21 protein-coding genes are annotated in these 22528 nt (G+C 69.5%); 7 read left to right on the top strand and 14 right to left on the bottom strand.

Annotated elements, in window-relative coordinates; all coding sequences use genetic code 11:
- Window positions 1–4: 4 nt before the first annotated feature.
- Complete coding sequence (locus tag ACH49X_RS24195) at window positions 5–1168, top strand: sulfotransferase (protein WP_324722431.1); 1164 nt, start codon at window positions 5–7, stop codon at window positions 1166–1168.
- A 499-nt stretch (window positions 1169–1667) separates the two neighbouring features.
- Here the strand turns inward: ACH49X_RS24195 and ACH49X_RS24190 are convergent, their stop codons facing one another.
- Window positions 1668–2345: a PaaI family thioesterase gene (locus ACH49X_RS24190; protein WP_195081754.1), complete on the bottom strand. Its 678-nt coding sequence runs from the start codon at window positions 2343–2345 to the stop codon at window positions 1668–1670.
- Window positions 2346–2544: 199 nt separating this feature from the next.
- Here ACH49X_RS24190 and ACH49X_RS24185 point away from each other — a divergent pair, with 199 nt between their 5' ends.
- The gene (locus ACH49X_RS24185) at window positions 2545–3195 is read left to right on the top strand and encodes an HAD family phosphatase (protein ID WP_357206249.1); all 651 of its coding nucleotides are present in this window, start codon (window positions 2545–2547) and stop codon (window positions 3193–3195) included.
- 15 nt (window positions 3196–3210) lie between these two features.
- Here ACH49X_RS24185 and ACH49X_RS24180 read toward each other — a convergent pair whose 3' ends face one another.
- Window positions 3211–3804: a TetR/AcrR family transcriptional regulator gene (locus tag ACH49X_RS24180; protein ID WP_195081756.1), complete on the bottom strand. Its 594-nt coding sequence runs from the start codon at window positions 3802–3804 to the stop codon at window positions 3211–3213.
- A gap of 21 nt (window positions 3805–3825) precedes the next feature.
- Here ACH49X_RS24180 and ACH49X_RS24175 point away from each other — a divergent pair, with 21 nt between their 5' ends.
- On the top strand, window positions 3826–4191 hold the full coding sequence (locus ACH49X_RS24175; RefSeq protein ID WP_195081757.1) for a hypothetical protein: 366 nt from the start codon (window positions 3826–3828) through the stop codon (window positions 4189–4191).
- A gap of 602 nt (window positions 4192–4793) precedes the next feature.
- On the opposite strand, the gene ACH49X_RS24170 is transcribed toward ACH49X_RS24175, so the two are convergent.
- The 3 genes from ACH49X_RS24170 to ACH49X_RS24160 form a co-directional block, all read right to left on the bottom strand.
- Window positions 4794–5291: a hypothetical protein gene (locus tag ACH49X_RS24170; RefSeq protein WP_195081758.1), complete on the bottom strand. Its 498-nt coding sequence runs from the start codon at window positions 5289–5291 to the stop codon at window positions 4794–4796.
- A gap of 313 nt (window positions 5292–5604) precedes the next feature.
- A complete protein-coding gene (locus ACH49X_RS24165; RefSeq protein ID WP_195081760.1) occupies window positions 5605–6411 on the bottom strand; it encodes an ABC transporter ATP-binding protein in 807 nt (268 codons plus the stop codon).
- Window positions 6408–7079, bottom strand: coding sequence for an FCD domain-containing protein (locus ACH49X_RS24160; RefSeq protein ID WP_357112264.1), 672 nt, complete (start codon window positions 7077–7079; stop codon window positions 6408–6410). The genes ACH49X_RS24165 and ACH49X_RS24160 overlap by 4 nt, the downstream gene beginning before the upstream one ends.
- A gap of 210 nt (window positions 7080–7289) precedes the next feature.
- Here ACH49X_RS24160 and ACH49X_RS24155 point away from each other — a divergent pair, with 210 nt between their 5' ends.
- Window positions 7290–8993: a 2-isopropylmalate synthase gene (locus ACH49X_RS24155; protein WP_357206463.1), complete on the top strand. Its 1704-nt coding sequence runs from the start codon at window positions 7290–7292 to the stop codon at window positions 8991–8993.
- Window positions 8994–9130: 137 nt separating this feature from the next.
- Here ACH49X_RS24155 and ACH49X_RS24150 read toward each other — a convergent pair whose 3' ends face one another.
- A complete protein-coding gene (locus ACH49X_RS24150) occupies window positions 9131–9514 on the bottom strand; it encodes a nuclear transport factor 2 family protein (RefSeq protein ID WP_195081763.1) in 384 nt (127 codons plus the stop codon).
- 88 nt (window positions 9515–9602) lie between these two features.
- Here ACH49X_RS24150 and ACH49X_RS24145 point away from each other — a divergent pair, with 88 nt between their 5' ends.
- A complete protein-coding gene (locus ACH49X_RS24145) occupies window positions 9603–10388 on the top strand; it encodes a helix-turn-helix domain-containing protein (protein ID WP_195081764.1) in 786 nt (261 codons plus the stop codon).
- A 13-nt stretch (window positions 10389–10401) separates the two neighbouring features.
- Here the strand turns inward: ACH49X_RS24145 and ACH49X_RS24140 are convergent, their stop codons facing one another.
- Window positions 10402–11031, bottom strand: coding sequence for a maleylpyruvate isomerase family mycothiol-dependent enzyme (locus ACH49X_RS24140; protein ID WP_195081765.1), 630 nt, complete (start codon window positions 11029–11031; stop codon window positions 10402–10404).
- A 145-nt stretch (window positions 11032–11176) separates the two neighbouring features.
- Window positions 11177–12586, bottom strand: a complete 1410-nt coding sequence (gene xylB / locus ACH49X_RS24135) for a xylulokinase (RefSeq protein WP_195081766.1) — start codon at window positions 12584–12586, stop codon at window positions 11177–11179.
- Between the two features lie 222 nt (window positions 12587–12808).
- Here xylB and ACH49X_RS24130 point away from each other — a divergent pair, with 222 nt between their 5' ends.
- On the top strand, window positions 12809–13294 hold the full coding sequence (locus tag ACH49X_RS24130) for a hypothetical protein (protein WP_195081767.1): 486 nt from the start codon (window positions 12809–12811) through the stop codon (window positions 13292–13294).
- On the opposite strand, the gene ACH49X_RS24125 is transcribed toward ACH49X_RS24130, so the two are convergent.
- The 6 genes from ACH49X_RS24125 to ACH49X_RS24100 form a co-directional block, all read right to left on the bottom strand.
- Window positions 13285–14295, bottom strand: coding sequence for a glycoside hydrolase family 172 protein (locus ACH49X_RS24125; protein WP_195081768.1), 1011 nt, complete (start codon window positions 14293–14295; stop codon window positions 13285–13287). The two genes, ACH49X_RS24130 and ACH49X_RS24125, sit on opposite strands and share 10 nt — an antisense overlap.
- A complete protein-coding gene (locus tag ACH49X_RS24120) occupies window positions 14292–14741 on the bottom strand; it encodes a thioredoxin domain-containing protein (RefSeq protein WP_195081769.1) in 450 nt (149 codons plus the stop codon). Before ACH49X_RS24120 ends, ACH49X_RS24125 begins: the two co-directional genes overlap by 4 nt.
- A 55-nt stretch (window positions 14742–14796) precedes the next feature.
- On the bottom strand, window positions 14797–16278 hold the full coding sequence (locus tag ACH49X_RS24115; RefSeq protein WP_357112330.1) for an FGGY-family carbohydrate kinase: 1482 nt from the start codon (window positions 16276–16278) through the stop codon (window positions 14797–14799).
- Between the two features lie 2 nt (window positions 16279–16280).
- Entirely contained in the window at window positions 16281–17693 is a 1413-nt protein-coding gene (locus tag ACH49X_RS24110) for an L-fucose/L-arabinose isomerase family protein (protein WP_357206244.1), read from the bottom strand.
- Window positions 17694–17813: 120 nt separating this feature from the next.
- On the bottom strand, window positions 17814–18692 hold the full coding sequence (locus tag ACH49X_RS24105) for a glycosyl hydrolase family 32 (protein ID WP_357206242.1): 879 nt from the start codon (window positions 18690–18692) through the stop codon (window positions 17814–17816).
- Between the two features lie 38 nt (window positions 18693–18730).
- Window positions 18731–21019 carry an excinuclease ABC subunit UvrA gene (locus tag ACH49X_RS24100; RefSeq protein WP_357112243.1) on the bottom strand — a complete coding sequence of 763 codons (2289 nt, stop codon included), beginning with the start codon at window positions 21017–21019 and terminating at the stop codon, window positions 18731–18733.
- Between the two features lie 63 nt (window positions 21020–21082).
- On the opposite strand from ACH49X_RS24100, the gene ACH49X_RS24095 reads away from it, so the two are divergent.
- Window positions 21083–22051 (top strand): YafY family protein, encoded by a 969-nt coding sequence (locus ACH49X_RS24095; RefSeq protein WP_195081773.1) that lies wholly within the window; start codon window positions 21083–21085, stop codon window positions 22049–22051.
- The last annotated feature ends 477 nt before the right edge of the window (window positions 22052–22528 follow it).

Raw genomic sequence — 22528 nt, 5'->3', positions numbered from 1 at the left:
GACCGTGATCGGTAGGGACGACGTCGGCACCATCGACGATCTGCACGCCTCGGCGACCAAGGTCGTCGGGCTGGACGACTTCGGCGCCGACGACTACCGCGATGGCCTCGAGGTGCTGCTCGAGTCCTATGCGAAGGACGCCGAACTCACGCCGTTCGGCAACAAGGTCAACCGCGCCTTCCTGCGCGGCGCGCTGATCGCCCGCCTGCTCAGCGAGGCGGCCTGGCGGCAGCATCCCGAACACGCGGAGGTGGCGATCGAGCGCCCGATCTTCGTGACCGGCCTGCCGCGCTCGGGCACGACGGCGGTGCACCGCCTGCTCAACGCCGACCCGGCGCACCAGGGGCTGGAGATGTGGCTGACCGAGATGCCGCAGCCGCGCCCGCCGCGCGAGACCTGGGCGAGCAACCCGGTCTACCAGCGTCTGGCCGCCGCCTACGACAAGCACCACGTCGAGCACCCGGAATTCATGGGTGTGCACCACATCTCGGCCGATCAGGTCGAGGAGTGCTGGCAGTTGCTGCGGCAGTCGGCCATGTCGGTGTCCTACGAGTGCCTGGCCTACCTGCCCACCTATTCCGAGTGGCTGCGCGACCGGGATTGGACGCCCGCCTACCGCAGGCACCGGCGCAACCTCCAGTTGATCGGGCTGCCGGACGCGGGCAAGCGATGGGTGCTCAAGAACCCCAGCCACCTGTTCGCGCTGGACGCGATCTTCGAGGTGTATCCGGACGCGCTGGTCATCCAGATGCACCGCGATCCGCGCACCATCATCGCGTCGGTGTGCAGCTTGAACGAGCAGGCGTCGGCGGGCTGGTCGGAGAAGTTCCGCGGCCCGGTGGTCGGCGCGACCCAATTGGATCTGTGGGCGCGCGGCGCGGAGCGGTTCCTCGCCGACCGCGAACGCCACGACGCGGCGCAGTTCTGCGATGTCGACTACGACGAGTTCGTCGCCGATCCGATCGGCACGGTCACGTCGATCTACCGGCACTTCGGGCTGCCGCTGACCGACGAGGCGGAGGCGGCGATGACCGCGCTGCACGCGGAGAGCACCTCGGGCGCCGCGCGTCCGGCGCACCGCTACACCCTCGGCGATTTCGGATTGAGCGCCGAGCAGGTGGACGCCCGGTTCGGCGCGTACCGGGAAGCGCACTTCCCGGGGCGGTGATCGGTCGGCGCTCGCCGGTGGGACTTCCGACCGGCCAGCGCCGCAGCGTCCGGCCGCGAACGCATCGCGCGCGAGTGTGCATCGAGTGCGGGTACGGGGCTGCCGGGTCGCGCTCGACTCGCCTACCTGGGCTCTTCCGGCAGACACGAATTCCCCTGCTATGCAGCGCGTTTCGTGCAAACTTGCACCGTACGCCATTCGCGACGGCATTCTGCGTCGCAAGCGATCGATGGCCTGCGACCCGATGGCCCGGCGCCTGACGATTCCCGTCGTCGCCGTGCTTGCACGGACTCCGTCGGACCGCCGCGGTCACCAGGACGAGCGACAGCGCGACCCCCGCGGCGGGCCGAAGCGGCAGGGGTGAGCGGCGGAGAGCGTGTACCCAACTAATCGGTAGCCGGAATGCCCCGCGCCGGAAGCCAACGCCGCTCAGCGTGGCGCGGGGCGTCCCCAAGACGCCCCCGCGAACCGGTCAGCCCTCGATGTGCTGGAACGTGTGTCAGGGCTGTCCGGGCTTGAGCACGATGAACAAGCCGTTCGCCTCCGCGCACAGCCGGTCGCCGTCGTGCAGGGTGGCCCGCACGTAGACTTTGCGGCCCTCCTGGCGTTCGGCCCACGCGCGCACCTTCAGCTCGGTGTTCAGCGGCGTGATGGAGCGGTAGTCGACGGTGAGCGACGCCGTCCTGGTCACCGAGCCGGAGCGCACCGCCGCCGCCATGCCGAGCAGGTCGTCGAAGGCGATGGCGATCTGGCCGCCGTGGGCGGCGCTGTTGCCGCCGAGGTGGAAGGTGCGGAAGGTCAGACGCGCGTCGACGCCGTCCTGCGGGTCGACATGGTCGATGAGGAACGGCGGCAGGGTGATGTTGCCGCGGGCGGGCAGATCGAAGCGGGTCCAATTGGGGGTCGACCACTCGTCCACCTTGGCGGCGTCGAGCTTGTCGTTCAGCTCCTTGAGCACGCCGATCGCCTCCACCGCCAGCTCGTCGGAGGGCGAGGCAAGCCGAACCCGGTCCATCAGGCCGCGCACCTGCTCGATGAACTGGCCGTAGTGCGGCCCGCCGCGGGAGATGTCGTCCTTGGCGGCCTCGTGCGCGGCGATCAACTCGGTCATCGGCCGGAACCCGCCCTCGTGGTGCTCCTTGCTCGGCAGCGAGTCGCCGGCCTGCGGTTCGTTCATAAGAACAAGTTATCGGTTGCCCGGCGAATGCTCGCCGCGCGGGTGCTGTGTCCGTCGTCACGGGCCGTGACCGCCTAGGCTGGTGCGCGACCGGATATCACCCTTTCCCGGGTGGTATCGGCCCCGGTTCCCGCGGCCGCAGATGCGTCCCGGCTCGCTGGATCGGTGACCGCTTCGGCTGGCGAAAGGCTCTGTGCGCATGGGTATCACCGCGGTGGTGTTCGACATGGACGGCGTCCTGATCGACTCCGAGCCGGTCTGGGAACTGGTGCGGCGTGGCTACGTCGCGGAGAAAGGCGGGCGGTGGCTGCCCGACACCCAGCAGCGGCTGATGGGGATGAGCACCGGGGAATGGTCGGCCTACCTGAGCGGCGAACTCGGGGTCGGCGAGCCGCCGGAGACCGTCGCGCGGGAGGTGATCGAGCGGATGTCCGAGCGCTACGCCGACGGGGTGCCGCTGCTGCCGGGCGCGGTCGAGGCCGTGCAGCGGATGTGTGAGCACTGGCCGCTCGGGCTGGCCAGTTCGTCGCCGCGCGCGCTCATCGACACGGTGCTGGGCCGGACGGGTCTGATCGAGTATTTCTCCGTCACCTTCTCCACCGAGGAGGTCGATCGCGGCAAACCGGCGCCGGACGTCTACCTGACGGTCGCGACGTTCCTGCGGCAGCGGCCGGGCGACTGTGTCGCCGTCGAGGACTCGAGCAACGGCCTGCGCTCGGCCCACGCGGCCGGGATGCGGGTGATCGCGGCGCCGCGCCCGGAGTACCCGCCTGCTTCCGATGCGCTCGGCTTGGCCGCCAAGGTGATCTCGGGCCTCGACGAACTCGCTCCGGCGTTGATCGCCGGTTGAGGTTCTTGCAGCGGATCAGGGGCGGTAGGAGGTCAGCAGGGTCCGGGCGGCGGCGGTGAGGTCTTCCTCCAGCCACCTGGGCAGTTCCGGGGCGTAGGCGTGGCGGCGCAGCGCCGCATAGGGCAGATCGACGATCGCGCGGCTGACGGCATCGATCTCACGTTCGCCGTCCCGGCCCAGCAAAGCGCGCGCGATGCGGTGCAAGTGCTCGATCAGCGGCGCGTTCATGCCGGACAGGGTCGCGCGGAACTCGGCGTCCGGTTCGCCGTCGAGCAGATCGCGGGGACGCAGCTCGAGCAGGAGCTTGGCGTCCTCGGGCAGCTCGCGGCCGAACCGGAGGGCGGCGCGCACCATCCCGACGCCCGCTTCCACCGGATCCGGCTGGTCGGCGGCGGCGAGGGTGCGGTCCTGGAAACGGCGCAGCGCGCGCAGCCAGGCCGCGGTCAGCACGCCGTTGCGGTTGCCGAAGCGGTGATAGAGGGTGCCGACCGGAGCGCCACTGGCCTCGGCGATGGCCGACACGCTGGCCGCACGCGGCCCTTCGGCGAGGACGAGCGCGCGTGCTGCGTCGAGGATCACGTCGGTGTCGTGCTTGCGGGGCGGCGCCATGTACTAGTACGTTCCTTCTATATGGAGCGATTGTCCTATATAGATGAGCATGCCAGATCGGTCGCCGCGAATCGGGATCGGGCGTGGAAAGCGGTGCTGGACGTCGTCTGTCCCGACCCGCACGAGCCGTCGCCGCCGGCGGGGTTCGTCATCGATTCCGTGACGCGACCGCACCGATTGGCTCTGCGCGGACAGCACTGGTTCTCGAAATACGCGCTGATCTTCGAATTGGACGAGGAGGGCCCGAGCCGGACCCGTGTCCGCGCGCGCAGCTACGGCGACTTTCCCGGTCTGCACGGCCGAATCTATCGCGCGCTGGTCGTGGGGAGCGGCGGTCACCGCTTGGTGGTTCGTCACATGCTGCGCCGGATCGCGGCGGCGGCATGATCCCCGGGACGGTGTGGGGCGCCACCGAGGCCGAACGCGAGGCGCCCCTGCCGTGCGACGACCGGCAGCCCGGCGGCCTGCAGGCCGATCACGCGATCGGCATCGACGCGCCGCCCGCTCTGGTCTACGCCTGGCTGTGCCAGTTGCGCGTCGCGCCCTACAGCTACGACTTGCTGGACCACTTCGGCAGGCGCAGCCCGCGCCGGCGCGATCCGATGCTCACCGAACTCGCGGTGGGGCAACGGTTCATGTCCCGATTCGAGTTGGTCTCCTTCGTCCTGGGCAGGCACATCACCCTGGTCTCGGGCAAGGTGTGCGTCACCTACGCGGTGCGTCCAGAACGCGCGGGAACGCGGCTTGTGGTCCGGATACCGAGCACCGCGCCGGTTCGGCGTCCTCCACGGTCGCACCGGAACAGTGAGCCGGGGTCGGAGCGCCGCCCGAGCAAGCCGCGGCGCGCACCAGGCGATGAGCCGGTTCGTCATCCGCGCTGTCCGACTGCGCCGCTGACCGGCGACGGGCGCGTCATCGGCATGCGTGCCTGGAGTCCGCCACCGCTGTCGATCGCCCACTGGCGCACAGCCCGGTCATCGGGGTGGCCTTCACGAAAGACTTTCCACCAGGTCGAACTTCCGTTGTTCGTATCCCTTGGGCACGGTATCGCGGACCGAGATCAGGGCGTGTGCCCACGAGCCGAGGACGGTGTGGTCGCCCACCGTGCGGCCGGGGGCGGGTACGGGTTCCGCGGTGAGCAAGGGCAGCGGGTGGATGCGGTGACGGGCCTCGTTCTCCAGTACGGTCGCTTTGTCCACGAAGACCCGCAGGTCGTGATTGAGGAGATAGCGGCCGGCCGCGCCGTGTTCCGGCGGTACCAGCGCGGCGACCCAACCCACTGTGCGATAGAGGTTTTCGCCCTGCTCCGGCGTCGGCGCGTCCCGTCCGGCCCAGGTGACCCGAGTGGGCTCGGTGAGCAGTCGTTCGATCCCTTGAACGAGGTGGTGGCCGATTCTGGCGTGTTCCATGAGCCTCGGGCCGACGTCCACATAGCCGAGTACACGATGGTCGTCGGTGCGGAGTACTGCTCGGTAGAGCTGCCACACGTAGCCGTATTCCCTTCGGTGGTAGTCGATTTCGCTGCATACTCACACGCGATTGCGGTGTGGCGATTACAGCGGCGTTACCACCGTGGTGCGCCTGGTGCGGGATTTCGGTGCGCTGGGCGCGCAGGTCGCCGCGCCCGGCGTAGCACGGGGGGCGATGGCCTTCGCGCCGACGAGCGCGTCCACCGGCACCGGTCCCACCGCCGTGCGCCTTGCGACCGCGCGCTTCGGCTCCGCGACGACCTCGGTGAATGCGGTGATCGGAGGCGGCCCGTTCGAGCTGCACTCGGTCCGGCTTCAGGGCGAGCCGGGATTATCGCGGCCAGGCGGAGGGTTTGCGGGCTGCCCGCGCGGTCCAGCGGCCGTCGTCGTGGCGGACTTCGACCGGGTGTGCGAAGGCGGCGGTGACGTTCTCGGTGGTGATCGTCTCCGCTGCGGGACCCGCCGCGACGGCATGGCCGCCTGCGATCAGCAACGCGTGCGTCGTCGTGCTGGGCAGTTCCTCCAGGTGGTGGGTGACCAGGATGGAGGCGACCTCGGGGTGGGTCCGGTCCAGGGTGTCGAGGGTGTCCAGCAACTGTTCGCGGGCAGCGACGTCCAGTCCGGTGGACGGTTCGTCGAACAGCAGCAGCCGGGGCTCGGCGATCAGCGCTCGGGCGATGAGCGCGCGGCCGCGCTCGCCTTGGCTGAGCGTGGGCCAGATCTCGCTCGCCTTCCCGGTCAGGCCGACGGTGTCGATCATCGCGTCGGCTCGGTCGAGTTGGTCGGGGGTCGGGGTCCAGCGCATGGGCGTGTCGATGGTCGCGGTCAGTCCGGTCAGCACGACCTCGCGGATGGTCAGCGGCGAGCGCAGCGGGTGCCGCGGGTTCACCTGGCCGATGCCACGGCGCAGCCGCTGCAATTCGACGCGGCCGAGTTCCGCCCCGAGCACCCGGACCGAGCCGGAGGTGGGGAAGGTGACGGCGCCGCAGAAGCCGAGCAGCGTGCTCTTGCCCGCGCCGTTGGGGCCGAGCAGCGCCCAGCGCTCACCGGCCCGCACGGTCAGGGAGATCCCGTCGATGATCTTCTTGCCCTCCCGGCGGAAGGTCACGTCGGTCAGCTCGAGCACCGGATCGGTCACGTGAAGGCCTCTTTCAAAGTGGTCAGGTGGGCGCGGCTGTATTCCGCCGCGGCGGTGGGATCGCGGTCGGCGATGGCGTCGGCCAGGCGCTGGTGGGCGGCATGATCGGCGGGCTCCGAGGGCACCGGGCGGATCTTCAGCATGTCGATCATCGCCAGGCGCAGTCGCGGCAGGAAGCTGTCGAACAACTGGGTCAGCACGTCGTTGTGCGCGGCCACGATCACCGCCCGGTGGAACGCCATATCGGCGTCGACGTGCTCGGCCACCGGCCCGCCGTGCGGTTCCCGCGCGGCCAGCGTCCGGCGGATCATCCGCAGGTCGGCGGGGGTGCGCCGCTGAGCGGCCAGCGCGGCGGCCTCGGCCTCGATGGCGATGCGCGCTTCGATCACCGAGGCGATCGTGGCGCGGCGCAGCACCGCGTCCCACTCCTCGCTCACGTCGAGCGCGGTCACGAAGACGCCCGCGCCTTGCCTGCTGTCCAGCACGCCTTTTCCGGCCAGCTCGCGGATCGCCTCCCGCAGCGTGGAGCGTCCGACGCCGAGCTGTGCGGCCAGGGTGGTCTCGCCGGGCAGGCGGTGGCCCAGCGGCCATTCGCCCGCCTGGATCCTGGCGAGCAGCACCTCGGCCGCCTGCGCGGCCAGCGGATGGCGCCGTACCTGCGAGATCATCGCTACCTCTCTACTTGTCTGAGGAGTCGTGTACAGTCTAGCCATCATGCGCACCATGCTTCTGCTCAGCCGCCACGGCGGGGCCTGAACGACCGGCCGCCCGCCGTGGGGCTTCGTCGTGGCCGGTCACCTTTGTCGTGACGGCCGCAACGGCCAGAAAGCAGACCCATGACCACCGCTTTCCCCACCATTCACACCCCTGCGGGCGACATGCCGGAACAGGCTCCGGCGTGGAATCGCCAACGACGCTCGCACATGCCGTCGCACCGCTACCGGGACATCTATCAACGCGTGGAAGTGCCGCTCACGCAACGGGACTGGCCTCAGGCCAGGATCACGCAGGCGCCGCTGTGGGTGCCGGTCGACCTGCGCGACGGCAATCAGGCACTCGCCGAACCGATGGACCCGGCGCGCAAACGGCGCTTCTTCGAGCTCCTGGTCGCCATGGGCTACAAGGAAATCGAGGTGGGTTACCCGTCGGCGTCGCAGACCGACTTCGACTTCGTACGGCTCATCGCCGAGGAGGATCTCGCGCCGGAGGACGTGACGATCGCCGTGTTCACCCCGGCGCGGCGCGATCTCATCGAGCGCACGGTCGCCTCGATCCGCGGTATCCGCAACGACGTCGTCATCCACATGTACACCGCGACGGCTCCCGCGTGGCGGGACGTCGTGCTCGGCAAGGACCGCGCGGCGCTGGCCGAACTGATCCTCGACGGCGGACGTGCCGTGCTGGACTGCGCCGGGGACCTGCCGAACGTGCGGTTCGAGTTCTCACCCGAGGTGTTCAACCTGACCGAGCCCGACTACGTGCTCGAGATCTGCGACCGGATGACCACTTTGTGGGACGCCACCGCGCGGCGGCCGGTCGTCCTCAACCTGCCCGCCACCGTCGAGGTCGCCACCCCGAACGTCTACGCCGACCAGATCGAATACATGCATCGCAATCTGGCCCGCCGCGACAGCGTCATCCTGTCGGTGCACCCGCACAATGATCGCGGCACCGGCATCGCGTGTGCCGAGCTCGCGGTGCTCGCGGGCGCGCAGCGCGTCGAGGGCTGCGTCTTCGGCAACGGCGAGCGCACCGGCAACGTCGACATCGCCACGCTGGCGCTGAACCTGCACGCGCAGGGCGTCGATCCGATGATCGACTTCTCCGACATCGACGAGATCCGGCGCACCGTCGAGTACTGCACGCGCATGCCGATCCACGAACGTCACCCGTACGTGGGCGATCTGGTGCACACGGCGTTCTCCGGCACCCATCAGGACGCGATCAAGAAGGGCATGGCCGAGCATCGAGCCCGCGCCGCCGCGACGGGCATCCCGGAGCGTGAACTCGATTGGCGCGTCCCCTATCTGCCCATCGACCCCGCCGACATCGGCCGCAGCTACGACGCGGTGATCCGGGTCAATTCCCAATCCGGCAAGGGCGGCGTCGCCTACCTGCTGCACACCGAATACGGCATGGACCTGCCACGGCGCCTGCAGATCGATTTCGCCCGGCACGCGCAAGCGCTCGCCGACGACACCGGCGCCGAGATCACCGCCGCCGAACTGCGTGACCTGTTCGAGGCGGTCTATTGCGACGAACTCTCGGGGCCGGCCTTGAAAGACTGGCGCACCAGCGACGACGGGGACACCGAGATCACGCTGATCATCGACGGGGTCACCCACCGGACCCGCCGTCGCGGCGGCCCCGTCGCGGCGCTCACCGAGGCACTGGCCGCGGCCGGGTATCGCATCGAGGTGCTCGGCCTGACCCAGCACACGATCGACAGCGACGACAGCGCCATCGCTTATCTGGAGTACCGCGGCGCCGACCACACTGGGTGGACCTGCGGACGAGCCGATTCCGCCCAGGCGGCGGCGCTTGCCGCGGTCGTGCGCGCCGCCGCACGCGCGGCGCGGTGAGGAGCCGACGCGCGGTGCCGCGGCGGTCGGCGCTCGACGCGACGGAACGGGCCGGCCGGGACGGATGACCGCTGACGATCGGATCGATGCGGACGTACCGGTGCCGGTCGGTTCCCGATGAACCGACCGGCACCGGGTCAGAACATGCCGTGCGGGATCTGCCCTGGGTCGGGCACCGGTTGCACCACGTCCCAGTGCTCCACGATCTTTCCGTCGGCCACCCGCCAGATGTCCACCACCGCCAGGTCGGGCTCTTCGCCGCCGGGCGGGACCATGCGGTAATGCATGACCACGTAGTCGTCGTCGGCGATCACCCGTGCCAGCTCCAGCTTCGACCTGGTCACCGCCGCCTGTGCGATGAATTCGAGGAAGGCCTCCTTGCCCGAGGGATTCCCGGGACTGTGCTCGAGGAAATCGTCGTGCAGCAGCGTGCGCAGTACGTCCAGGTTGCCCGCGGCGAATTCCGCGAAGCCGCTGGAGAGCAGTTCCTTGTTGCGCAGTGCCGTGTTGTCTTTCGTCATGCCGCCGACACTGGCAGCGGGCGAACCGGGGTGTCGATTACCTGCCATGTAATGGCGGGCGCGAACGGGGCGCCGTGATACTTGGCCGATGAACGGTGATCGACCGGTGGGCGAACTGCTGCGGGAGTGGCGGCACCGGCGGAAGCTGAGCCAGCTGGACCTGGCCATCCAGGCCGACGTGTCCGCCCGGCACGTCAGTTTCGTCGAGACCGGCCGCACGACGCCCAGCCGCGCCATGGTGCTGCACTTGGCCGAGCAACTCGACATCCCGCTTCGCGAACGCAATCGCGTGCTGGTCGCCGCCGGACACGCTCCCGAGTTCCGGCGCAGCGACTGGAATGATCCCGCGCTGCGGCGCGCCCGCGAGGCGGTGCAGCGGGTCCTGCGGCTGCACGAACCGTATCCGGCGCTGGCGGTGGACCGGCGCTGGAACCTGGTGCAGGCCAATGCCTGTGTCGGCGTGTTCTTCGACGGCGTGGCTCCGGAACTGCTCGAACCACCGATCAACATGATGCGACTCGGACTGCATCCCGCGGGCTTCGCCTCCCGGCTGGACAATCTCGACCAGGTCCGCGCTTTCCTGCTGCCTCGCCTGGCCCGCCAGGTCATGGCGACCGGAGATCCCGCCCTGGCGGCCCTGTACGAGGAATTGCGCTCCTACGGCTCGCCGGGCGGTGCGGACGGTGACTCCGCCGAGATACTGCTGCCGATCCGGCTGCGCCACCGCGACGCGCCGCTCGGGTTCTTCAGCACCATCACGACCTTCGGCGCGGCCTTCGACATCACGCTCGACGAGATCGCGGTCGAAGCGTACTTCCCCGCCGACGATGAAACGGCCGCCTACCTGCGCGAGCTTGCCGAAGCCCGCCGGTGAGCGGGCACCCGGATCATTCGCGTCTGGTGAATCGCTGCGCGGGCTCGCCGCTGAGGTGGCCGGCGGGCAACTTGCGCCCGCAGAGGACGAGCAGCAGGTCTTGGGCGCGACCGGACAGCACCGTGCCGGATCCGTAGCTGAAGTCCAGGTCGTCGGCGCGCAGTTCGATGCCGCCGAGCTCGGCGCCGAACAGTTTGACGGTCCTGGGATCGATCGTGTCCAGAACCAAGCGCATCCGCTCCTCGGGCACCACGCGGTCCAGGCCGAGCGCCACGGTGATGTCCAATCCGTGGATCACATCGTGGCTCAACGCGTTGGACAGTCCGCCGCCCGGCGGCCGCCAGGGATGATCGACGTTGTCCCACAGCGTTTTCAGCAGATCCGAGGTGCTGAGCGTGGCGGCGTCCATCCGGGCGGTGCGGTCGGCCATGCGGTTGAAGTTCCCGAACGCCGCGATCATCCCCAGCGTGAAGCGTCCGCTCGACAGGCGGTACGGCATGGTGATGTGCGCGACCACTTCGCGTACCCGCCAGCCCGCGCACAGCGTCGGAGCGTCCCAGCCCTCGGCGTCCAGTCCGGCCAGGAGTTCGGCGAGTTCGGTCCGTTCCGCCGTCACCGCCCTCCGCACCAGGGTATCGGTCATTCGTCCACCTCTCTTCGACGAGGGTGATCCAACCCCTCTGTCCGTCGAGGCGCCAGCCGGCGACACAAATCGGCCAACCGGAACGCGGGATGGGGTATATCCCGATCCCCGCGCGCACGGCCGGGGATCGCGATGACGAGCGCGGTCAGCCGTAGAGCGCCTGGCGAGCACTGCGATACTCGGCCCGGATCTCCCGTCCGGACGCGGTATCGGCCGGTGGCGCAACCTCCGCGACCGGGCATGCGGACCAGGTCGGCGGCCGGCACGCGCCGCTGAGCGCCCACGCCGCCTGGCGGGCAGCGCCGAGCGCGACGTATTCGGCCGGTTCCGGCACCGTCACCGTGACGCCGAAGACCTGCGCGGCGATCGCCGCCACCAGCCGGGAGCGCGCCGCGCCGCCGATGAGCAGCACGCGCCGCGGCGTCACCCCGGCGATCTCGATGAGGCGGTCGAGCGCGTCGGCGAGATGGCACAGCAGCCCCTCGAAGGCGGCGCGGGCCACCGTGCCGGGGCGCATCGCCTCCGGCCGCAACCCGTGCAGACTGCCCGCGGCATGCGGCAGGTTGGGTGTGCGTTCACCGGCGAGATAGGGCAGCAGGACGACGCCGTCCGCGCCGGGCGGCTCCTGTGCGGCGAGCGATTCCAGCGTGGGCAGATCCACGCCGAGCAGAGCGGCGGTCGAGGTCAGGATGCGGGCGGCGTTGAGCGTGCAGACCAGCGGCAGGAACGCGCCGGTGGCGTCCGCGAACCCGGAGACCGCGCCGGTGGCGTCGGCGGCGGGATGCCCGGTGCGGGCGTATGCCGTCCCGCTGGTGCCGAGGGAGACCACCACGTCGCCGTCCGTGATGCCCAAGCCCAGCGCGGCACCGGCGTTGTCCCCCGTTCCGGCGGCGACCAGTGCGCCCGACGGCGTGTGCCCCGCGGATTCGTTCGGGCCGAGAACCTGCGGCAGCGCCGGGCGGCGTCCGCGAAAAGCCATGGAGAGCAGGTCTTCGCGATAGCCGCCGCCGGCTGGCGACCAATAGCCGGTGCCGGAGGCATCGCCCCGGTCGGTGGTCGGCTCGAGCACGCGTCCCGGTCCGCCGCCCCGTAGTCGCCAGGTCAGGTAGTCGTGCGGCAGCACGACGTGAGCGGTGCGGTCGGCGAGTTCCGGTTCGTGGTCGGCCAGCCAGCGCAATTTGGCGACGGTCGAGCCTGCCACCGGCACACTGCCGACGGCATCGGCCCAGGCCCCCGGCCCGCCGAGGTCGGCGATCAGGTCCTTCGCCGCATCGGCGGAGCGGACGTCGTTCCACAACAGCGCGTCCCGCACCGGGATGCCCGCCGCGTCCAGCGGGACCAAGCCCTGCTGCTGCCCCGCGACGGCGATCGCGTCCACGTCGTCGAGCAATCCCGCGCTCGCCGTCCGCAGCGCCTCCCACCACGCGGCCGGTGCGACTTCGGTTCCCTCCGGGTGCGTGGCCCGCCCCTGGGCGAGGATCTCACCGCTGTCGGCGTCGCAGACGACGACCTTGCACGCCTGGGTGGAGCTGTCGACTCCCGCCACCGTCGTCATCGGGCCTGCCCCAGTCGAAGCTCGCTCGTGACGCGTATACGGCACCCGCCGCGCGGCGGACGGGGGCGGATCGAACGCGGTCGCATTCGCACGACGAGCCCGCCGCGCGATCCGGCGAACCGTCCGATCGTCTCGAGCACACCCATACGATCACCTTGCACCTCGCCGCCACGCACCGGAGCGTTTCGGGTATTCCGCCGCCGTATCGGGCAGACTGGCGCGATGAGCATCGACCCCACCGACGTGCGCATCCGCACGGGAGACGGGACGCGGCTGCCGGAACTGACCGAAGACGCGCTCGGCGAGCTGCTCGGTGAACCGGCCGGGCCGGAACACGCCGTGCTGGAACTCAGCCGTGCCGATCTGCACGAGATACGGGCCGGATTGCTGCCCGACGGCGTCTACGAGCTGGAGCACCGTGCCGGTTCGGCGACCGAGTCCTTCCAGATGTACACCTCCGACCCGGTGCTGGTGCGCGACGTGCTGTGGGCTTGGCTGTCCGGCGATCCGTGGTGGCGCGACGCGGTGGCGTGGTTCCGGGTGGACCCGGCGATCGCCGAACTGCGCGCCGTGCAGGACGAACTCGCCGGGCTGCTGGACGGCCTGACCGGGTTGGACGATCTCACCGCAGGCATGGACGCGGCGCTGGCACGCGCCGACGAACTGCTGGCGCTCCCACCGGATGGCGAAGGCCCCGATCAGCCCTGATACCACCAGGCGGTGGTCGCCACATCGGCGTCCTCCAGCGGAAGATAGGTCTCCGCGTCCTGCCATCCGAGGGCCTGCACGGTGACGCGCAACTCGCGCTCGAAGCAAATCGGATCGCGCACATGCCATCGGTACATGCCGCAGCGCTGATCCGCTCGATAGATCTGCTCGGGCGGCAGTACCTGATGCAGCCCCAGATAAGGCGTGGAGTATGTCCGGTACGTCCCGTCGAGGTCGAAATTCCAGGCGCCGCCGAAATAGTCCTCGGTGCCCGTTCCACAAATGGTGGGATGGTCGGTATCCCCGTCCAGGAAGAACTTGACCTCACCCTCGCCCCACCATCCCGGCGCACCAGGGCGGATGGCGAGATAGGTGCCGACGTAGCGGCCCGGCCCCGGCACCGTGTCGAGAACGGTGTGGACGGCGGGATTTCCCAAGCTCGTCGTCCGCGTCCACCGAGTGTGCAGATACCCGGCGTCGTCCGGCACGTCCTCTTCGGTATAGGTCGCCTGGTAATACACCGGAACCTCACGGCCGCAATGGTTTTCGAGGGTGATACGCGCTCGGTGCCGAAACGGCATGGGCCAGTAGCTGTTCAATCCGCCCGCGGGCGCGACCACCACCATCTCCGAACTCAGCAGGGCCGTCTCGCCCCATCCGTTGCAGAAGAAGTCGCCCAGCGGCGACTCGATCGCGGGTCGCGTCGCGTCGTCCCAGGTCATCCGCAGCGTCAACCCGCGCAGCACGGAACGCTCCGTGGTCAGCCAGAAATGCCGGAACACCCCGGGACCGGACACGTCGGCCAGCGTGGCGGTTCCACCATGCGCGAGGGCGATCGAGGGGGAGATCTTCCATCCCGGTCCGAGCAGCCGCGCCGCGTGCGCTCCGGTGCCGTCGGTCGCCCGCGCGCCCGCGCCGGGCGCCCCCGTCGGATTCTCGGCGCTGACCGACCGCGTTCGCGTGCCGTCCAGCCGCCACAGTTCACCGCCCGGCGCGGTCACAGTCCCGGCCACCCGTATCGGGGAGCGGTCGGCGCGAGCCCGGCCCGGTGCGCCGTGACGGCACCGGTCGCGGCCGGCTGCCGGGCGTCGGCCTGCTGGGCGAGTTCCCGGCGGACCTGATCCATGTCCAGCCAGAGGATCTGCTGCACCAGGTCCTCCAGCGCGTCCGACGCCATGGCGCCCGCCGCGGAATAGACCAGCAGGCCGTCCCGGAACGCCATCACGGTCGGATACTGCGTCACCTGCGCGGCGGCGGTCAGCGCGACCTCGGCTTCGACGTCGACCTTGCCGTGCACGATCTGCGGATGCCGCTGCGCGGAAGCCTCGTACACCGGAGCGAAAGACCGGCACGGCCCGCACCACCCGGCCCACCAATCCACCAGCACGATCGGATGCGACGTGACGACGGAGTCGAAATTGTCCTGGGTCAGGGTGATCGTGGGCATGAAGTCCTCGTATCGTTCCGCGGCGCGACTGTCCACCGTCGCACGGATTTCGCGCTCAGGAAGCCGCCCCGGCACGATGCTGTTCGGCCGCGAGGAAGTGCGCGATATTCGTGGTTCGATCGTACAGATCGCGGTAGTGCCGGTAGTACTGCTCGTATTTCGCGACGTGCTCGGGGTGCGGGCGAACGGTGTCGACGATCGGATTCCACGCCGAGGTCTCGATCCCGGCGGCCTCGGCGGCGAGCAGGGCGTCACCGAGGCTCGCGCCGACGGTCTCGGCGGGCAACTGCTGGGGCAGGCCGGTCACATCCGAGACGATCCGGGTCCACAACCCGCCCCTGGTGCCACCGCCCACCGCGACCAGACGCCTCGCCCGTCCGCCCGCTTCGGTCATGGCCTCGAGGTTGTGCCGCACCCCGTAGCCGATGCCCTCGAGCACCGCCCGATAGAGCTCGGGCCGTCCGTGCCCGAGGGTCAATCCGGCGACGATGCCGCGTGCGTCGGGATCGAACAGGGGAGTGCGCTCCCCGGCGAAATAGGGCAGCACGAGCAGGCCCCTGCTGCCCGCGGGCACCTCCGCGGCCGCGGCGACCAGGTCGGTGAACTCGCCGCCGACGAGTTTGCGCAGCCAGTCGGTGACGGCGCCGGAAGTGGCCATGCCCGCGGCGAGGGTATACGTGTCCGGCCAGGCGCCGCAGGTACCCCAGAGACCGGGATGCGGCCGCGGGTCGGTGAGCACCTGCACCAGGAACATGGTCGTGCCGTACATGATCATCGCGTCGCCCGGGGCGCGGACGCCGACGCTGGCCGCCTCGGCCCAGGCATCGATGGTCCCGGTGGTGACGGGCAGCCCCGTCGGGAGCCCGGTGGCGGCCGCCGCGTCCGCGCTCACCCGGCCCACGATCTCGGTGGGCCAAGCCAGCTCCGGCAGCCTCCAGCCCGGCACTACCCGCTCGGCCCAGTCGGTCGCCCACGCGCGTTCACGCAGGTCGTAGAGGGGCACGCACTGGCTGGCCGATTGATGGTCGAGAACGTAGCGGCCGGTGAGCCGGTGCACCAGGAAGGAACTCGCCATCAGCAGCATCGCGGTGCGCGCGGCGACGTCCGGCTCGTGCCGGGCCAGCCACCGGGCCTTCGGGCCGACGGCCTGGCTGGTCAGCGGCGACCCGGCGCGGTCGAGCACGGCCCGCGCGCCGAATTCGTCGTTCAGCTCCGCGATCTCGGCGCTCGCCCTGGTGTCGACGCCGTAGAGGATGGCAGGGCGCAGCGGCCTTCCCTCCGCGTCGGCGGGCAGCAGGCACGGTCCGATGCCGGACACCCCGAGGCCCGCGAGCGTGGCGCCGTCGGCCGCCGCCACCAGCTCACGGGCGAGTGCGCGGAAATCCGCCCACCACACCGTCTCCGCGTCGTGCTCGACCCAGCCGGGGCGCGGCATGGACACCTCGTGGGCGCGCTCGGCCCTGGCGACGATCGTGCCGCGCGCGTCGGTGAGCACGCCTTTGGAACTCGAGGTCCCGATGTCGATGCCGAGGAACATCGTCACCGCGTGAACTCGTCCACCGTGATGTCGAGCAAGCCGCACGTCGCACGCAGGACTTCCCGGTGGTCGCCGGGCACCGCGTGAATGTGGTTGGCCCCGAACCGGTTCAGGAAATCCTCCGCGCGCGCGTCCAGCCGGGCGAAGGCGTGCGGCCACTCCCGGGTCGACTGCTTCATCAGCGCATCGTTGGTCTGCTCGTCGTAGTGCTCGAAATCGCCGAGCATCAGCTGCATGCGGTAGTCGCCGTCGAGCCGGGTGAGCCGGGCGAGGGTCATCCGGCCCGGCGCGGCCAGATGATGCACCGATGCGCCGCCCGCGGGGAAGAAGAACACCTCCGGATACAAATGCACCTTCGCGAGGTTCTCGGCCGGATCGTCGCTGCGCGCGGCGAACCAGGTGGCGTGCTGACCGGAATTGCACAGATCCCAGATGTCCCGATCGGCGTGATAGTGGCGGACGTCGGCGAACAGCACCGGGGTGTCCGCGACGGCTTTGAGCAGCTGCATGGTCAGCGCGCCGTCCATGTCCGCCTCGGTCGCGCAGACGTGCGGTTCCTTCGGCCCGTTCCAGTCGTAGGGATCGTTGAGGAACGCCTCGGTGATGTCCATGGTGGCGAAATACTGGGTGAGCTCCGGTTGTCCCTTGATCCCCGAGAAGTCCAGGCGCCATTCGGCGATCAGCTCGCGCACCGCGAGATACGAGCGGATCTGGCGTTCCAGCAACTGCGGGGTGAGCTTCGCGCCGTCGTAGTGCACGCCTGCGGCGTGCCGCTCCAGCCATTCGCGCGCGGCCTTCGCCTCGCCCGCGTCGGCCAGTTCGGCGCGCCGCACGATCTCCCACTGATCGATTTCCTCGACGTCGATGCCGAATCGGCGCTGCCACTGATCGGTGTTGGCGACCGCGGTGTTCATGCCCATCGGCCGCCCGCCGAAGCGCCCGAAGGTCGAACCGCGCAAGCTCGCCACGGCGGCCGCGGCCCGCGCGCGAACGCCGATGGCCTCGATCAGTCCGGGATCGGACGGATCACCCCACAGCCTGCTGTGTTTGCGCCCGATCTGGTCCAGCGCGCCTCCGGCGGCCAGCATGCCGACCATGCCGGGCTGGACCGGGTCGATATTCGACAGCAACAGCAGCGGACCGGGAATCGCGCCCGCCGCGAGCATCGTGAAGTGCGGAAACGCCCAGACCGCGTAATGCAGAACGGTGAGATCGACGCCCGCCGCGGCGACCGTGCGCGCTACCGTGCCTGCCAGCGCGTTGTCGCTGATCGGCGCCGCGCCGCGAACCACGTCGTGCCCCGCCGCCGTCAGCGCGGTCACGAGCCGGTCCTCGGTGGAGGCGATGAAATCGGCGATGCCCGCATGCACATAGTCGCGGCCATCGGAGATGCTGATGATGCCGATACGGGCCATGCCGGTCCCTCCCGTAGGTGGGGTGATCGGAGAGTTCGACTCGCTCAACAGATACCAGCCGAGACCGCGCCCATAGACGGGTTTCGCCGAAATGGCGCTCGGCTCGGTGTTTCGGACCGCTTAGCGCGGAACCGTTTTGACGACCCGCCCCCGCGGGAAGCCGAGCGGCGCCAGATGCACCCCGCCTTGGCCCCAGCCCGCGCTGGTGATCCACCAGCGGCCGTCCGCTTCGACCACCTCGGCGGCGTGCGCCGCGATATGGCCGACCTTGTCGCCGATGCGGAAGCGGAACGGGTTGTCGCTGCGGAAGACGTCGGTGCCGACGTAATGCGGGCGCGGACCGATGAACAGGTACCACCATCCGCCGTGCCGGAGGACATAGGGCGACTCGGTGTTGCCCGCCCCGGTGCCTTTTGCCGGGTCCGTGTACGCGATGTGCCGCTCGCCCCAGTGCACGAGGTCGGTGCTGGTGCGGTAGGCGACGACGTGGTGACCACCGTCCGGGGCACTGGTCGCGCAGTAGTACATCACCCATTGGTCGCCCACCCGCGCCACCATCGGGTCGCGCGCGTCGTAGCCGTCGCGGAACAGCGGCCCCGCCGCGGACCTGGTCCAGTGGAACAGGTCGGGCGAGGTCGCCAGGTTCATCGCCGCGGCGGTGCGGTCGGCGCCGCCCGCCGCGTAGAACATGTGGTACCGGCCCAGGGCCGCGAGCACGTAAGGCGCCCACAGATGCGTCTCGCCGTAGTTCCGGTCCACCCGCAACGCGGAGGCATGCTTGGTCCACGGGCCGGCCAACCGGTCGGCGGTGGCGTGGGCGAACTCGATTTCATCGAACGGGTCCGCCGGTTCGGGATGCGTGATGCCGAAAAGGTGCCACCGCCCGTAGTCGTCGCGAACAATCGTGTGGTCGTTGATGTACCAGGCTTCCGGCTCCCCGGCGCTCGGGTCGTAGATCCGCGCGAAACTTCCCGCTCGGACCACCTCCCGCGTCGCCATAGGTTCATGATGCCGCGATCAGGTCCACGGTGGCGGGATCATCGGGCAACCACACTGCGCCGCAAGTACTCCGCGGTCAGCGACCGGCCGTCGGTCAGCAAGTCCGCAGGCGTGCCGGCGAAAACGAGTTCGCCGCCGTGCTTTCCGCCGTCGGGTCCGAGGTCGATCACCCAGTCGGCCCGAGCGACGAGATCGAGGTCGTGCTCGATGACGATCACCGTGTTGCCCGCGTCGACCAGCCGGTCCAGCAGCCCGACCAGGGTGTCCACGTCGGCCATGTGCAGTCCGGTGGTCGGTTCGTCCAGCACGTAGACGGTGGCTTCGGCGCGCCGCTGGAGGTGATCGGCCAGCTTCACGCGCTGGCGTTCGCCGCCGGACAGCGAGGACAGCGACCGGCCGAGGGTGAGATACCCGAGACCGACATCGAGCAGCGACCGCAACGGCGTGCTGATCCGCCGGTCCTGTGCTTCGGCCCAGAAGTTCAGCGCCTGCTCCGCGGGCATCTCCAGCACGTCGGCGATCGACGCCCCGCGAATCTCGTAGGCGAGCGCCTCCGGACGGTACCTGCGTCCGTGGCAGGCATGGCAGACCGTGGTGACCGGATCCATGTACGCCAAGTCGGTGAAGATCACGCCCGCGCCGTCGCATTCGCGGCAGGCTCCGTCGGAATTGAAACTGAACAAGCCCGGTCGCACACCGTGCCGCTTGGCGAAAAGCTGACGTAACGGGTCCATGATGCCGAGATAGGTCGCCGGGCTGGAGCGCCGGGACGCGGCAATCGCGGATTGGTCCACCGCGACGACCTCCGGATACGTCGCGACGAACGCGCCGGACACCAGCGTGCTCTTCCCGGAGCCCGCCACACCCGTCACCGCCGTGAGCACACCCGTGGGAAAGCGCACGGTGAGATTCTTCAGGTTGTAGGCATCGGCATCGGCCACGGTGAGCCATCCCGCAGGCTCACGGACGTCCTCCTTCACCCGGCGGACCCGGCGCAAGCCCGCACCGGTCGGCGTCTCCGCGAGCCGCAGCTGATCGACCGTGCCCTGGAACACCACCTGCCCGCCATGGGAACCCGCGCCCGGCCCCATGTCGACCACGTGGTCGGCGACGGCGATGACGTCCGGGGAGTGCTCCACCACCAACACGGTGTTGCCCTTGTCGCGCAGCCGGCGCAGCAGCGTGTTCAGCCGTCCCACGTCCCGGGGATGCATGCCGACGCTGGGCTCGTCGAAGATATAGGTCATGCCGGTGAGGCTGGAGCCCAGATGCCGGACCACCTTCAGGCGCTGCGCCTCGCCGCCCGACAGGGTCGCGGTCTCCCGATCGAGCGAAAGGTAGCCGAGCCCGACTTCCTCGATCCGCCGCAGCCTGGCGACGGCTGCCTGGGCGATCGGCCGCGCCACCGGATCGTCCAAGCGGTCGAGCACGTCTATGAGATCGGTGATCTCCATCCTGCCGTAGTCGGCGATGCCGAGCCCGTCGATCCGGCTCGCCAGCGCGGCGGCGTTGAGCCGCGCGCCCCCGCATTCCGGGCAGACCTTCTCGGTGACCACCGCGCGGGCGGCCGCGCGATTCTTGTCCGACAGCGCGGCGAGATCACGTTTGATGTAGAGGCGGTCGAACCGCTCCAGCAGTCCTTCGTAGGCGTTGTTCCCCGCCGATCCGTTCCGATTCTTGCGCGGCACCCGAAATCCTTTGCCGTGCAGGAACAGCTGCCATTCCTCGGCGGTGAAGTCCCGCAGCGGCTTGTCCGGATCGAAAAGTCCCGACTCGGCGTAGAGCTGCCACTGGAATGTTCCGACCGCGAACGGGCCGAACGTGATCGCACCCTCGTTGAGCGACTTGTCCGCATCGATCAGCTTGTCCGGATCGGGCCGCACCACGTGGCCCAGACCACCGCACGCCGGACACATGCCCAGCGGGTCGTTGAACGAATAGCGGGTGGCCTCGCCCGCGCTCGGCACGCTGTGCCGGGAGAACAGCACGCGGATGACCGAGTGGATGTCGGTCATGGTCCCGACCGTGGACCGGGAATTGCCGCCGATCGGCTTCTGATCGACGACGACGGCGGGCGCGAGGTCGTCGATGGCCTCCACCTCGGGACGCTCGTACTTGGGCAGCCGATTGCGGATGAACCAGGTGAAGGTCTCGTTGAGCTGCCGCTGCGATTCCACCGCGACCGTCCCGAAGACGATCGACGACTTGCCCGAGCCGGAGACGCCGGTGAAGACCACGATCTTGCCTTTGGGGATGGTCAGCGAGACGTCGCGCAGATTGTTCTCGCGAGCCCCGATGATCTTGATGGTGTCTCGATCTGCATGCACGGACCTCACGCTAGGAACGGATGAGGTCGGATTTCGTCCTCGTTCGCCGCCATACTCGAGGACGTGACCCAGACCGCCGCCCGACTGCTCCAGCTGCTGTCGCTGTTGCAGACCCGCCGCGAATGGAGCGGCCCCGAACTGGCCGCGCGGCTCGGGGTCACGGTGCGGACCGTGCGCCGGGACGTGGAACGCCTGCGCGAGCTGGAATACCCGGTGGTCGCGAGCCTCGGCGCGATCGGCGGCTACCGCCTGGAAGCGGGCGCGGCGCTGCCGCCGCTGCTACTCGACGACGAGGAAGCGGTCGCGATCACCCTCGGACTGCGCGGCGCGGCGCAGGGCGCGATCGCGGGCATCGAAGAATCGGCCGCTCGCGCGCTGGTGAAATTGCAGCAGGTCCTGCCGTCCCGGTTGCGACGCCGGGTCGACGCGATAGACACCACCACCGTGTCGCTCGGCGGCCCCGCTGCCGGGCCCCTGATCGATCCCGAAGTGCTGGTGACGCTCGCCGCCGCCGCGCGTGACGGCGAACGGATCCGGTTCCGCTACCGCGACAAGACCGGCACCGAGAGCGGCCGGCTCGCCGAACCGCACAGCCTGGTCTCCGCGGGCCGCCGCTGGTATCTGGTCGCCTGGGACGTCGACCGCGCCGATTGGCGCACCTTCCGCGTGGACCGCTTGACCGCGCCGCGACCGATCGGAATACGCTGCGCACCCCGCGCGCTGCCCACCGAGGATGCGGCGAGTTTCGTGACCAGCCAGCTGGCGCGCTCCAGGCCGGTCCGTCCTGTGGTCCTGCGGGTGCATGCCTCCGCCGCAACCCTGGCCGAAACGTTCCGCGTGCGCGCGGAGGAGATCGAGCCGCTGGACGAGCGGACCTGTCTACTGCGCACCTGCGCGGATTCGCTGGAGTGGACCGCCCTCCGCATCGCGCACCTGGACTTGGACTTCGAGGTCGTCGAACCCACCGAGATGAGGGACCTGCTTGCCGGGCTCGGGGCGAAATTGCTGCGTGCCGCGCGGGAACCGCGCTGAGTGCGGCTTGTCGGCAGATCGGGCGCGGCGCGATTGTCTTCCGAGGCGTTGGGAGTGATCTTGTGGTGGTCTGAATCACACTTGTGTCATTCGCGCTCGCTTACCGCCGTTCGCGTGTCTCTGACCTGCGAAAAAGCGCGTTGGACAGGCGATTTGACGAAGCGTTATCCGCCGCGTAACTTATTCCAGGTCAGAGCGACACGGACACCGACCCGGAGCCGAGAAGCGAGGCGGAGACGCCGAGCGGATGGACCGGGAAACGAGGTAGGACGAGGAGCGCCTGACGATCACACTGGCTCGATCGGGAGCCCGATTTTGATCGGGTGAACGAATGAGCTAAGCTGGAAAAGTTGCTTCACAGAAAGTCCGGAGAAATTCGGATCGGATGTGTGTGCGTGTGTTCTTTGAGAACTCAATAGTGTGTCGATGAATGTCAGTGCCAATTATTTTTGGTTTCGGCTCTTCATACCCCCGTGT

The organism is Nocardia sp. NPDC019323 (assembly GCF_044389845.1).
Classification (GTDB): Bacteria; Actinomycetota; Actinomycetes; order Mycobacteriales; family Mycobacteriaceae; genus Nocardia; species Nocardia implantans.
Note: the sequence above shows the minus strand (reverse complement) of the source record. Positions and strands in the feature narration are given on the sequence as shown.